13 protein-coding genes are annotated in these 12,834 nt (G+C 67.9%); 2 read left to right on the top strand and 11 right to left on the bottom strand.

Translation table 11 applies throughout. The features are described 5' to 3' along the window. Positions 1–43 precede the first annotated feature (43 nt). Entirely contained in the window at positions 44–442 is a 399-nt protein-coding gene (locus tag LC041_RS06415; protein ID WP_226532190.1) for a YccF domain-containing protein, read from the top strand. A gap of 30 nt (positions 443–472) precedes the next feature. Here the strand turns inward: LC041_RS06415 and LC041_RS06410 are convergent, their stop codons facing one another. Next, complete coding sequence (locus tag LC041_RS06410; RefSeq protein ID WP_226532189.1) at positions 473–1,459, bottom strand: glycerophosphodiester phosphodiesterase family protein; 987 nt, start codon at positions 1,457–1,459, stop codon at positions 473–475. Between the two features lie 90 nt (positions 1,460–1,549). Between LC041_RS06410 and LC041_RS06405 the strand changes: the two genes are divergently transcribed. Next, positions 1,550–2,476: a Bax inhibitor-1/YccA family protein gene (locus tag LC041_RS06405; RefSeq protein WP_226532187.1), complete on the top strand. Its 927-nt coding sequence runs from the start codon at positions 1,550–1,552 to the stop codon at positions 2,474–2,476. Between the two features lie 64 nt (positions 2,477–2,540). Here the strand turns inward: LC041_RS06405 and LC041_RS06400 are convergent, their stop codons facing one another. The 10 genes from LC041_RS06400 to LC041_RS06355 form a co-directional block, all read right to left on the bottom strand. Further along, entirely contained in the window at positions 2,541–3,836 is a 1,296-nt protein-coding gene (locus LC041_RS06400; protein WP_226532186.1) for an RNA polymerase sigma factor, read from the bottom strand. A gap of 18 nt (positions 3,837–3,854) precedes the next feature. After that, a complete protein-coding gene (locus LC041_RS06395; protein WP_226532185.1) occupies positions 3,855–4,280 on the bottom strand; it encodes a YciI family protein in 426 nt (141 codons plus the stop codon). Between the two features lie 93 nt (positions 4,281–4,373). Further along, positions 4,374–5,762, bottom strand: a complete 1,389-nt coding sequence (locus LC041_RS06390; RefSeq protein ID WP_226532183.1) for a glycosyltransferase — start codon at positions 5,760–5,762, stop codon at positions 4,374–4,376. Between the two features lie 8 nt (positions 5,763–5,770). Beyond that, positions 5,771–7,357 carry a glutamine-hydrolyzing GMP synthase gene (guaA, locus tag LC041_RS06385; protein ID WP_226532181.1) on the bottom strand — a complete coding sequence of 529 codons (1,587 nt, stop codon included), beginning with the start codon at positions 7,355–7,357 and terminating at the stop codon, positions 5,771–5,773. After that, positions 7,354–7,866 (bottom strand): DUF3817 domain-containing protein, encoded by a 513-nt coding sequence (locus LC041_RS06380; protein ID WP_047524182.1) that lies wholly within the window; start codon positions 7,864–7,866, stop codon positions 7,354–7,356. Before LC041_RS06380 ends, guaA begins: the two co-directional genes overlap by 4 nt. Positions 7,867–7,918: 52 nt before the next feature. After that, positions 7,919–8,896 carry a carbohydrate kinase gene (locus tag LC041_RS06375; RefSeq protein ID WP_226532179.1) on the bottom strand — a complete coding sequence of 326 codons (978 nt, stop codon included), beginning with the start codon at positions 8,894–8,896 and terminating at the stop codon, positions 7,919–7,921. Continuing rightward, positions 8,893–10,101, bottom strand: coding sequence for an ADP-dependent glucokinase/phosphofructokinase (locus LC041_RS06370; RefSeq protein WP_226532177.1), 1,209 nt, complete (start codon positions 10,099–10,101; stop codon positions 8,893–8,895). Before LC041_RS06370 ends, LC041_RS06375 begins: the two co-directional genes overlap by 4 nt. Before the next feature lie 36 nt (positions 10,102–10,137). Beyond that, the gene (locus LC041_RS06365; protein WP_226532174.1) at positions 10,138–11,001 is read right to left on the bottom strand and encodes a ketose-bisphosphate aldolase; all 864 of its coding nucleotides are present in this window, start codon (positions 10,999–11,001) and stop codon (positions 10,138–10,140) included. A 49-nt stretch (positions 11,002–11,050) separates the two neighbouring features. Then, on the bottom strand, positions 11,051–11,896 hold the full coding sequence (locus LC041_RS06360) for a carbohydrate ABC transporter permease (protein ID WP_226532173.1): 846 nt from the start codon (positions 11,894–11,896) through the stop codon (positions 11,051–11,053). Positions 11,897–11,898: 2 nt separating this feature from the next. Next, complete coding sequence (locus tag LC041_RS06355; protein ID WP_226532171.1) at positions 11,899–12,822, bottom strand: carbohydrate ABC transporter permease; 924 nt, start codon at positions 12,820–12,822, stop codon at positions 11,899–11,901. Positions 12,823–12,834: the final 12 nt, after the last annotated feature.

Here is a 12,834-nt window from a genome sequence, read left to right as displayed (position 1 = left end):
CGGATGCTCAGTCAGCACGTCGCGCGAGTGACACAATCAGCTCATGCGCACGATCCTCAACATCATCTGGATCATCCTGGCCGGCTGGGCACTGTTCCTCGGGTACGTCCTGGCCGGCATCCTGCTGTGCATCCCGATCATCACGATCCCCTGGGCGATCGCCTCGTTCCGCATCGCGGCCTACGCGATCTGGCCGTTCGGACGTGAGGTCGTCAGCAAGCCGACCGCGGGCGTCGGGTCGTTCCTCGGCAACGTCCTCTGGGTGATCCTGGCCGGCTGGTGGCTCGCCATCGGTCACATCGTCTCCGGCATCCTGCTGTGCGTCACGATCATCGGCATCCCGATGGGCATCGCCGACTTCAAGATGGTTCCGATCTCACTCATGCCGCTGGGCAAGGAGATCGTCTCGACCCGTCGCGGCGCCTTCGACCGCACGCTCTGAGCCACGACTCCGAGCGTCGAGCCCCGTGGATCAGCCGCGGAAGAAGGCGACGCCGAGGTCGGGGTGGTCGACGAACACCCCGTCGATACCCTGCCGCGCGAGGACATCCCACTCCGCCTCGTAGTCGCCGTACGCGCCACGGCCGCCCGCACCGCGGAACTCCGCTGCCAGGAAGGCATTCTCGGGACGGCAGGTCCAGGTGTACACGAGAAGACCGCGTTGATGGGCGTCGGAGACGATGGTGTTGCCACGATCGAGCAGCAGTTTCTTGCTCACGCTGATGCCGTCGACGAGACCGACGAGGCCGTCGAGTCCCTTCGAGGTGACGGTCGCCCGGTAGGTCAGCGCCTTCGTGCCCTCGACCGCCAGGCGGTCGTACGGCCGCCCCGCCGCCTCGATCAGATAGATGTAGGTCGCGGCGATACCCCGTTCGCGGATCTCCCCGAGCACGGTCGACTCGAAGGACTCGATCACGAGAGGCAGCTCGCCGTCGGCCCATCCCGCCGCGCGCAGTTCCTGCTCGATGAGGGGCGCGAGCGCAAGGCCGATGCTCGCGAAGTACGTGGCGTGTTTGACCTCCAGCACGACACCGATCTCGCGGCCGTGCTCGACAGACCCTTCCCGCACGAGGTCGAGCACGTCGCGGAGACGGAGGATCGCCTGGGAGCCGTCGAAGCTCGCGCTCGACGCCCGCACGTCGGGCAGCCGCTCACGGCCACGCAGGGTCGACAGCTCGGCCCACGTGAAGTCCTCCGTGAACCACCCGGTCAGCGCCTGCCCGTCGACGCGCTTGGTCTTCTTGCGGTCCGCGAACTCCGGATGCGCTCCGACATCGGTCGTCCCGGAGATCTCGTTCTCGTGCCGGACGACCAGAACACCGTCCTTCGTGGCGACGACATCGGGCTCGACGGCATCCACCCCCATCGCGAGCGCGAGTTCGTAGGAGGAGCGGCTGTGCTCCGGGCGGTAGCCGGGCGCACCGCGATGCCCGATGACGACGGGTGATTTCCTGGGCACGCTCTCAGCGTAGAACACCCCGGGAGGGGTGCCTCCCGAGTATCGTAGAGGCAAGAGACCTACTACCCACCTTTGGAGTGAGGCCCACCAATGAGCAACTTCGCTTTCAACAACCCTGCTTTCCAGCAGCAGGATCCGCGCAACGTCGCGACCTACCCGGGCGGACCTCAGGCTGCTCAGGGCGCACAGAGTGCCTCGCTCCAGCACGGGGCGATGGACGCCGCTGCCAACGCACAGCTCGAGGGCATGTACGCCGCGCCGCCCGCCGGAGCCATCGAGACCGATCGCATGTCGGTCGAGGACACGGTCTGGAAGACCGCGGGTCTGTTCGGCATCCTGCTCGTCACCGCGGCCATCGGCTGGGTCTGGACGCTCGGCGGGGTCGATGTCCCGGCCTACAACCCGCAGAGCACCTTCCAGCCGAACATGCTCCCCTGGATCCTCGGCGCGCTCGGCGGCTTCGTGCTCGCCATGGTGATCACGTTCACCTCGCGCAAGAAGGTGCGCCCCGCGCTGATCTTCGCCTATGCCGCCCTCGAAGGCCTCTTCATCGGTGGTATCTCGGCGTTCTTCGAGGTCATCTACCCCGGCATCGTCTTCCAGGCGACGCTCGCCACCGTCTCGGTCGTCGGCGTGACGCTGGCGCTCTTCGCGAGCGGCAAGATCCGCGCTTCGAAGAAGGCGACCAAGATCTTCATGATCGCGATGATCGGCTACCTGGTCTTCTCGCTGCTCAACGTGGTCCTGATGTGGACCGGTGTGCTGCCGCAGGACCAGGCGTTCGGCATGCTGAGCGCCACCATCATGGGCATCCCGCTCGGCGTCATCATCGGCGTCCTCGTCGTGATCATGGCGGCGTACTCGCTGGTGCTCGACTTCGACCAGATCCAGCAGGGCGTCCGCAACGGCGCACCGCGCAAGTACGGCTGGCTCGGAGCCTTCGGCATCATGGTCACCGTGGTCTGGCTCTACGTCGAGATCCTGCGCATCATCGCCATCGTCCGCGGCAACAACTGACCGCTGTTCCTCGAAGTGGCCCGTCTCCCCAGGGAGGCGGGCCACTTCGCGTCTCCACGACGGCTCAGGTCGCCGCTCCGCTCGCCTTCCGCTCCAGCAGCGACCTCTCGCGATCGTTGCCGGCGAGACCTGCGGCCACCGCGAACTCGCTCCGCGCTTCTTCTTCGCGTCCGAGCCGTCGCAGCAGCTCACCTCGGGTGGCGGGAAGCAGGTGATAGCCGCGCAACGCTCCGGACGATGACAGCTGATCGATGATCCTGAGCGCGGAGGCCGGGCCCGTGGCCATCGCGACCGCAGCCGCGCGGTTGAGTTCGACGACCGGCGAGGGGGCGATCCGGCCGAGCGCCTCGTAGAGCAGCACGATCCGGTCCCAGTCCGTGTCTTCCACGCTCGCAGCCACGGCGTGACACTCGGCGATCGCCGCCTGGAGACAGTACGCGCCGCGTCCGCGCCCGACAGCATCAGCCGTCGCGAGCGAGGCACGACCGCGGGTGATGCGTCCGCGATCCCACCGGCGCCGGTCCTGGTCGGCCAACAGCACCGGATCGCCGTTTCGATCCACGCGCGCTCCGAACCGGGCCGCGGTGAGCTCCATCAGTGCGAGCAGACCGTGTACCTCGGGCTCTCGCGGCATCAGCGCCGCGAGCACCCGGCCCAAGCGGATCGCCTCATCGCTCAGCTCCGGTCGCATCCAGTCCGGACCGGTGCTCGCGGCGTGCGCCTCGTTGAAGATCAGGTACAGCACGCCGAGGACCGCCCCGAGCCGCTCCGCCCGCTCTTCACGCGGCGGTATCTCGAAGGGAGCGTTGGCGGCGCTCAACGTCTTCTTCGCCCGCACGATCCGCTGCTGCACGGTCGCCGTCGGCACGAGGAACGCCCGCGCGATCTCTTCGCTCGACAGCCCGCCCACGACCCGCAGCGTCAGCGCGACCTGCGCCTCCTTCGAGAGCACGGGGTGGCACGCGATGAACACCAGCCGCAGAACGTCGTCGTCGACCGCATCCGGATCCCACAGCAGCTCGGGCGCGGCGGCCCGATCCTGCTCCAGGTCGTGCGCGAGTGCCGCGACCCTGGCGTCCAGGCGCTCCGCACGGCGCCATCCGTCGATCGCTTTGCGCTTCGCGACCGCGGTGAGCCAGGCCCCGGGATTACGCGGGACTCCCTCCACCGGCCACTGTCTCAGCGCATCGACCAGTGCCTCTTGAGCGAGGTCCTCTGCGAGCCCGAAGTCGCCGACCGTGCGCGTGAGCGTGCCGACGATGCGGGCGGATTCGATGCGCCAGACAGCAGCGACCGCGCGTTCCACCGCCCCGTCTTCGGGGGCGGAACGCGGAGGCTTCCCGCCTGCGGAGGCGTCCATCGCCGCGTATCCCTGCCGTCACCGCTGGGCGCGTCTGGCCTGCTCTTCGCGCCAGCTGGCTTCCTTCTCGATCCACTCGTTGTCGGCCGGGAAGTCCTCGACGCCTGTGACGCGACGCACCTCGAGGAACGAACCCGCACCCAGGGGCGCACGGCTCGCCCACTCCGCAGCCTCTTCGCGCGACGACACCTCGATGATCCAGAACCCGTTGAAGAGCTCCTTCGTCTCGCCGTAGGGGCCGTCGGTGATCAGGGGCTTCTCCGCGCTGAAATCCACCACGAAACCCTCGGCAGCGTCGGTCAGCCCCTCCCCCGCGACGAGCACACCGGCCTTCATCATCGACTCGTTGTAGGTGCCCATGGCCTCGATGACCTGTTCGAACGGCATCTCCTTGTATGCCTCGACGGCCTCGTCGTTCGCACGCATGATGAGCATGAACTTCATGATGTTCTCCTTGTTCGCAGAGCCGCCTCTCGACCCTCTCACCTCTGACGTCGAACGGGAATACCCCGGATCGACATCCCCCGCCACTTTTCGTCAGGCGCGACGGGGCGGAGCGGCGACCGCGGCTCCGATCGCGGCGGTGAGTGCGTCGAGGGACGATTCGGGGCTCCAGGCCGCGGCGACCGAAGGCGCCTCCGCGCGCAACGCCGCGAGACGCTCGGAGTCGGTCAGGAGCGCGCGCACCGCATCACCGAGCGCATCGATGTCGCCGCTCGGCACCAGGATCCCGCCACCCTGTTGCAGCACGTCACGGATGCCGTAGCGCACGTCGTAGGAGATGACGGGCGTCGCGTGCAGCAGCGCCTCGACCACGCCGAGCGGCTGGCCTTCGAAAGCCGTGGACGTGACCAGGACGGACGCCCGGTCGAGCACCGTCCCCGGGTCGTCGGAGTACCCGGCGAGCACGATGCGATCCCCCGCGCCGAGCTCATCGATCAGCGCCTGCAGACGCTCCTGCTCCGGTCCGCCGCCCCAGATCTCCATCCGCGCATCCGGAACGTCGGCGGCGAGGAAGGCGCGGATCGCGTGGTCGACGCGCTTGCCGGGAGCGAGACGCCCGAGCACGACGACGAGGCCGTCCTCCCGCAGATCCGAGCGCGGAGAGACAGGCGCGATCGGGTTCGGGACGACCGTGTGGAAAGCCGAGTCCCCGAACCGCGCGACCACATCGTCGCGCTGGGTCGTCGTCGGCCAGATCACGGCGTCGAATCGGTCGGCGAGCCGGAACCAGCGCGTCCAGAGCGTGTTCATGGACGAGTCCGGGGTATACGGCGCTTCGACGTGCATCGTGTGGATCGTGTGCACGATGCGCACCCGCGGATCGGACCAGTCCGCGATGAGCTCACCGAGCTGGCGGGACTCGCAGATCACGACGACGGGCCGATCGCCGAAGGCAGCGGTGACGTGGTCGAGCCAGGCCCGGTACAGACCGCGGAATCCGTGCAGGGCTCCGGCCACCTCGCCTGTGGTGTCGAACACCAGCACCGGCTCGTCCGTCAGGTGCCAGTCCGGGTTGCCGGGGATCACCGGGAGCGCGACGAAGGGACAGTCTTCGTCGTCCCGGAGAACCCGGTACTCGACTCCCGGGTCGGCAGCGACCGCGGAGTCGGCCGCTGCCCGCAACCATCCTGCCGCTCCCCCGCGGAGGTCCACCGCTTCATCGAACAGGTTTCGCAGGCGCGCCGGATCCCCGAGCGCGCCGTTCTCGACGAACGTACGCCGATGCGCGGCGTGATCTGCGGTGGTCCCGGGATCGAAAGTCAGCAGCTGGGGTCCCGCCCCGTCGGCCACTCCGGCCCCGGCGAGCTGCCGAGCGCGCGCGAGCGTGGCGATCGTGTACCCGCCGTCCAGCCCCGGGATCAACCGGCTCGACAGCACCAGGTACTCGGCGTCGGGGAGTGCCGACGCCGCCTCGGGGAGCACGGAGCCCCCTACTCCCACTCGATCGTCCCCGGCGGCTTCGACGTGACGTCGAGCACGACGCGGTTGACGTCACGGACGCCGTTCGTGATGCGGTTCGAGATCTTCGACAGCACGTCATAGGGCAGGCGCGTCCAGTCGGCCGTCATGGCGTCTTCGCTCGACACCGGGCGCAGCACGATCGGATGGCCGTACGTGCGACCGTCGCCCTGCACGCCCACCGACCGCACGTCGGCGAGAAGCACGACCGGGCACTGCCAGATCTCCTGGTCGAGTCCTGCCTTCGTCAGCTCCTCACGGGCGATGGCGTCGGCCTCACGCAGAATCTCGAGACGGTCAGCGGTGACCTCACCGATGATCCGGATACCGAGACCGGGCCCCGGAAACGGCTGGCGCCCCACGATCGCCTCGGGGATGCCGAGTTCGCGGCCGATCGCCCGGACCTCGTCCTTGAACAGCGCGCGCAACGGCTCGATCAGCTCGAAGTCGAGGTCGTCGGGGAGGCCGCCCACGTTGTGGTGCGACTTGATGTTCGCGGTGCCCGCTCCGCCGCCGGACTCGACGACGTCGGGGTAGAGGGTGCCCTGCACGAGGAACTTCACCGGAGCACCGCCCGATGCCTTGGCCTCGGCGACGAGGTCGAGCTGCACCTTCTCGAACGCACGGATGAACTCGCGTCCGATGATCTTGCGCTTCTCCTCGGGGTCGGTCACGCCCTTCAGGTGTCCGAGGAACGTCTCCGCCGCGTCGACCGTGATCAGCCGCACACCCGTCGACTCGACGTAGTCCTTCTCGACCTGTTCGCGCTCCCCCTTGCGGAGGAGGCCGTGGTCGACGAAGACCGCGGTGAGCTGGTCCCCGATCGCCTTGTGCACGAGGGCGGTGGAGACCGCCGAGTCGACGCCGCCCGAGAGCGCGGAGATCACGCGGGCATCGCCGACCTGCTCGCGGATGCGCTCGACCTGCTCGGCGATCACGTTGCCGCTGTTCCAGTCGGAGGCGAGGCCCGCCCCCTTGTGGAGGAAGTTCTCGAGCACACGCTGGCCGTGGTCGGAGTGCTTGACCTCGGGGTGCCACTGCACACCGTAGAAGCCGCGCTCCTCGTGCGCGAACGCGGCGACCTTGGTCGCCTCGGTGGTCGCGAGCACGTCGAAGCCCTCGGGAGCCTTGGCGACCTGGTCGCCGTGACTCATCCAGACGTTCTGCTCCGCAGGCTGACCGCCCAGCAGGGTTCCGCCGTCGCCCGTGACGACGGCATCGGTGGCGCCGTATTCGCGCAGACCGGTGTTGGCGACCTCGCCGCCCAGGGTCTGCGCCATGTACTGGAAGCCGTAGCAGATGCCGAGAGTCGGGACACCGAGCTCGAAGACCGCGGGGTCGAGGCGCGGAGCACCCTCCTCGTACACGGACGAGGGCCCACCGGAGAGGATGATGGCGACCGGGTTCTTGGCGGCGATCTCCGCGGCCGTGGCGGTGTGCGGCACGATCTCGCTGTAGACACCCGCCTCACGGACGCGGCGGGCGATCAGCTGCGCGTACTGCGCGCCGAAGTCGACGACGAGCGCAGGACGCTGCTGGGTCTCGGACTGTTCGGTCAACGGACACCTTCCGGGGCGGGGGCGGAGGCCTCGGCGGCCTCTCTGGTGGCGAGATAGGTCTTGACCTCACGGGCGACGACCGCCTCCATGAAGAACGACAGCAGCGGCACGACGCCGCCGAGAGCGAGCATGATGAAGCGCGGGAAGCGCCAGCGCATCAGGCTCCACATGCGGAAGCATGCGAACAGGTAGACGACATAGAACCAGCCGTGCGCCACGAGGATGAACAGCGACAGGTTGAACCCGTCGCCCAGTGAGGTCATCTCGCAGGAGTTGGTCATCGGGGCGAAGAGCGACCACCACTGGCAGTCGGGCCCGGCGAGCACGCCGGCGAACCAGAGCGGGCCTCCGGAGCCGCCCAGGAACAGCTCGAGGTGGATCGGCGTGTACTTCAGCACCATCTCGGTCAGCAGCAGGAGCAGCATGACTCCTGTGATGATCGACGCGATCTGGTAGAACTTCAGCGCACCGCGGATCGCCGGAAAGCTGGCGACTTTCGGTTCGGGCATGCCTCCAGTCTAGTCGGCGTCGATGAGGACCCGAGTCGTCACCGGATCGCCTTCACGCCGCGGGCGGGCGCGCGATCAGCAGTTCCCCGGCGCCGCTCACCTCGACCCGTCCCGCCGCGGCGGGGACCAGGATCGTCGCCCCCGCGGGATGGGTGCTGCCGGCGATGTCGACGACGCCATCGACGACGACCACGATCGCGAAGCCGGGTTCGAGCACGGCCGCTCCGTGCAGCGGCAGCCGCTGCAGGCGGAAGTACTCGTCGGCGGCACGCGGGAACACCGACCCCGACCCCGGGGCGGCATGCACGAGGGTGGCCAGCTGCGTCGTGCTGCGCGCCGTCGTCGTCACCGCGCTCAGTGCGAGATCGAAGCCGATCCCGAGGTGTCCGTCTGCCGCGCCGTCGAGGGCGAAGCCTTCCCATTCGAGAAGGATCGAGAGGTCCTCGGGCTGCTGGAGTTCGAGCAGCAGCACACCCTCGCCGATCGCGTGCAACTCCCCCGGCGGCACCCAGACGACATCGCCCGGTGCGACCACGACCTCATGCAGCAACCCCAGGAGCGCCGCGACGTCTTGCCGGGACACGAGGTCGGCGAGCACCGCCACCTTCACGTCCTCACGGAGTCCGACGTGCACCGTCCCGCCCTCGAGGATGTACCACGCCTCCGCCTTGCCGTGCGCGCGACCAAGGTGCGCGGCGGCGAAGTCGTCGTGCGGGTGAGCGTGCACGGGCAGTCTCTGACCCGCGTCGAGGAGTTTGACCAGGAGGCGCGCGTCGGCGCCCCAGCGTTGCGCGTGCGCTGCGCCGAGCCACGCGACCGGATCCGCCGCGATCGCATCGCGCAGCAGCGTCCCGTCGGGGAGTCGCGTGAGCCCGAGCGCGCTCTCGCCGCGCACGGTCGTCGTCGAACCGACCCAGTCTTCGGGCTCACGCGACGCGGAGGCCGCGTCGCCTCGGAAGGCGGAGATCCGCGCACCACCGCGGTAGAAGCGCTCGGCCGGCCGGTTCGCCGGAAGTTCGATGGGCCTCATTCGAACCGCTCCCCTCGGGCATGCACCGCGAGGAAGCCGCCGACGAACGTGTCTCCGAGACCGATCGTCGTCGGATGTTCGACGTCGAGCGCAAAGGCGGGCACCCCGACGACCTCGGCTCTCGCGTGCTCGACTGCTGCGACCAGCGCCGCACCGCGCTCGTGCCGTGCGAGCGCGGAGGTCTCTTCGGCCTGAGCCGCCGTGAAACCGTCGCCGAGCCGGTAACGTGTCGCCGCGGCCCTGACGGCGCTCTCCAGAGCCGCGCGATGGCGTTCGGCCGCGGGCCCGACCGCCATCGCCCAGTAGCGGGAATGCAGAACGAGCGCGGGCACCGGGATGACGGCCCTGATCTCGTCGAGCGCCCGGATCACGGCTGCCGGATCGAGCAGGTCGACCGTGCGCCCGAGGTACTCCTGCAACTCGTCCTCGTTCATGCTGTACACGTCGATCCGCGGCAGCAGCCGCGCGCGGACGGTCTCGGAGAACGCGCGCGTGTAGAAACCGGCGTCCTCGTAGAACACGAGCGCGTCGTCGGGCAGGCTCTCCATGGCGTGGACGAGCTCGTCGAGGCGGCGCTCCAGCAGAACACGGTCCTGCATCGTGTTGAACCCCGAGACGAGGAAGACGGAGGCCGTCGCCAGCTCCTCTCCGAGTTCGGCCGCGAGATGCATGTCGCGATTGGGAGGGTCGTTGGCGAAGATGAGCCGGTTCGCGGACGGTGCGAGGATCTCGGCGTCGATCAGACGCACCCGCGCCCCCACCGGGTACTGCACGATGAGATGCGGATCGAGGGTGTCGCCCGGCGCAGAGCACACGTACGACACCCCCGGGGGCAGCAGCCTGCGCACGTTGTCGTCGATGCTGACCAGGTGCTGCAGGCTCGGGATCCCCAGGCTGTCGAGCACCAGGCCCGCGCGCACGCCGGTGCCGCCCAGCGTCACGTCGTAGTCGAAGTGCGCGCTGAACGCCTCGATGACGTCGGACGACGCGACGAAGCGCTCAGCGCCCGTGCCCGCCGCGACGAGCGCCAGGATCGCGACGAGCAGCGACCTTTCGTCGACGATCGCGTTCGCTGCGGTCAGTTCGTGCCGACGCACGCCGTGCACGCGGGCGAGCCGGTCGAACACGGCGGAGTCCCACCGCAGCTCGTAGTCGACCGTGCCGCCGAGCCCGAGCACGAGCTTGCTGTCAACGACTGCGCTCATCCGTCGCTCGTCCGCCCTTCGAGGTCCGTCGCCCGGTCAGTACAGGTCGGCCTTGCCGTCTGCCCCGAACAGCTCGATCTTCTCAGCCGCCGTGGCCTTGAGCGCCGCGATCGGCTCGGGCTGGATCGCGTTGGGCTCGCGCAGACGCTCATCGGTGCCGAGGATCTCGCGCATGCGGTTGTGGTACGAGACCTTGATGTCGCTGGAGATGTTGATCTTGTTGATGCCCAGCTCGACCGCGCGTCGCAGCTCGGCATCAGGGTTGGCCGAACCGCCGTGCAGCACCAGCGGGATCCCGACGGCGGCCTTGATCTCCTGCAGGAGGTCATGACGCAGCTCGGGGTTCTTCTCTGCGGGGTACAGGCCGTGCGAGGTGCCGATCGCGATGGCGAGGCTGTCGACGCCGGTCTCCTCCACGAAGCGCACGGCGTCGGCCGGGTTGGTGTAGATGATCTCCGCAGCACCGGACTCTCCGTAGCTGTCGTTCGCGCCGATCGTGCCCAGTTCACCCTCGACCTGGATGCCGACGGCGTGTGCCGCCTCGACGACCTTGCGCGTCAGCGCGACGTTCTCCTCGAAGGGGAGCAGCGACGCGTCGATCATGACCGACGTGAAGCCGGCCTTGATCGCGGTGATCATCTGCTCGTAGCTGCCGCCGTGGTCCCAGTGGATCGCGACGGGCACGCTCGACCGATGCGCGCGGGAGTGCATCGCGGCGATGAGGTCGGTCGTGATGTGCGCGACCTCGTCCGGGTGGATGGCGATGATGACCGGAGCGGCCTTGTCCTCGCTGATGTCCATGATGCCGTTGAACATCGCCCAGTCGCTGATGTTGAACGCCGGGATGGCGAAGTTGTTCGCGTTCGCGACATCGAGGATGGATTTGCCGGTGTAGAGCACGTGAATCTCCTGTTTCGTGGTGGTCGGAGCCCCGGGTACGGGACGGGTGTCAGCTCTTCACGGAGCCGGCCGTGAGGCCGCTGATGAAGTACCGCTGGAAGAAGAGGAAGAGGATGAGCACGGGGATCGAGCCGAGCACGCTCATGGCCATGATCTGGTTCCACTCGTAGGAGTGCTGCCCCATGAGGAGCTGGATGCCGATGGGTACCGTGCGCATGTCGATGGTGCGCGTGAGCGTCAGCGCGAACAGGTACTCGTTCCACGCGATCATGAACGTGTAGATGCCGACGGAGACGATTCCCGGGACCGAGATCGGCACGAGGATGCGCCAGAGGGCGGTCATGGATCCGGCGCCGTCGACCCGCACGGCCTCGTCGAGCTCCTTCGGCAGCGTGTTGAAGTACCCCGTCATCATGATGATCGCGTAGGGCAGCGTGAAGACCATGTAGGTGAGGATCAGGCCGGCGTAGGAGTTGTAGAGGCCGAGGGCGACCATCAGCCCGAAGTACGGGATCAGCAGGGTGATCGGCGGCACGGCCTGCACGCTCACGATCACCACGTTCAGGATGCGCTTGCCCCGGAACTCGAAGCGGCTGAACGCGTAGGCGGCCTGGATCGCGACGATCAGCGTGAGGACGGTGACCGAACCCGCGACGATGTAGCTGTTCAGGAAGAACCGCATCGTCTCCGGGTTCGTGAAGATGGCGACGTACGCGTCGAAGGAGAACGTGTCGGTGAGCAGACGCGGCGGCAGCTCGAAGATCTGCGTGTTCGACTTGAACGAGCTGGACAGCATCCACAGCACCGGCCCCGCGGCGAAGACCGCACCGATGAGGAGGCCGATCATGAGGCCGGTCTTGCCGACCCGGCGCTGGGTGCGAGCGGTGAGAGCCATGGTCAGTCCCTCGCTTTCTGGTGACGGACGTAGAACACGGCGAGCACCATCGACATGAGCAGGACCAGCACGGCAGAGGTCGACGCGAGCGAGAAGTCGTACTTGGCGAAGGCCAGCTTGTAGGTGAAGGTGCTGAGCACCTCGGTGACGTCGATCGGGCCACCGCCCGTGGTCATCCAGATGAGGGCGAACTGCTGCGAGGTCCAGATCAGGTCGAGCAGCACCAGGCTGACGATGATGGGCCGCAGCTGCGGGATCGTGACGTTCCAGAAGCGCTGCACCGCGCTGGCGCCGTCCACGCGTGCGGCTTCGTGCAGATCGGCGGGGACTCCCTGCAACCCTGCCAGGAGGCTGACCATGAAGAACGGGTAGCCGGCCCAGATGTTGATGAAGATGATCGTGCCCAGCGCGAGCTGCGGCGAGGCCAGCCACTCGATGTCGGTGTTGAGCAAGAAGTTGACCACGCCGTTGGGTGCGAGGAGCATGCGCCACAGGACGGCGATGACGGCGACGGTGAACAGCCAGGGAAGAACATACAGAGCCCGGAAGAGCGACCGCGAGACCCGCCCGAGCAGCGGACTGTTGAGCATCATCGCGAAGGCGAGCCCGAGCACGAGGTGGGCGGCGACGCTCGTGACCGTGAAGAGGATGGTGTTGCCCGTCGCCTTCCAGAAGCGCGGGTCGGAGAGGACCTCGACGTAGTTCGCGATGCCTACGAACTCGGGTGACTTGTTCAGGATCACGTTGTCCTGGAACGAGTAGCCGATCACCATCACGATCGGCACGATCATCAGTACGAACAGCAGGATGACCGTCGGCGAGAGGAAGGCGTAGGACTCTGTGGTCTTGCGCAGTTGCCGTCGCCGCCGCGAGAGGGCTACTCCGGTGACGATCACCTCGGTGTCGTCGGACGTTCTCAGACTCATGGAAACACGAGC

It is taken from the genome of Microbacterium paraoxydans, from assembly GCF_020524545.1.
In the GTDB taxonomy this organism is placed as follows: domain Bacteria; phylum Actinomycetota; class Actinomycetes; order Actinomycetales; family Microbacteriaceae; genus Microbacterium; species Microbacterium paraoxydans_C.
This window is presented reverse-complemented; position numbering and strand designations above follow the sequence as displayed.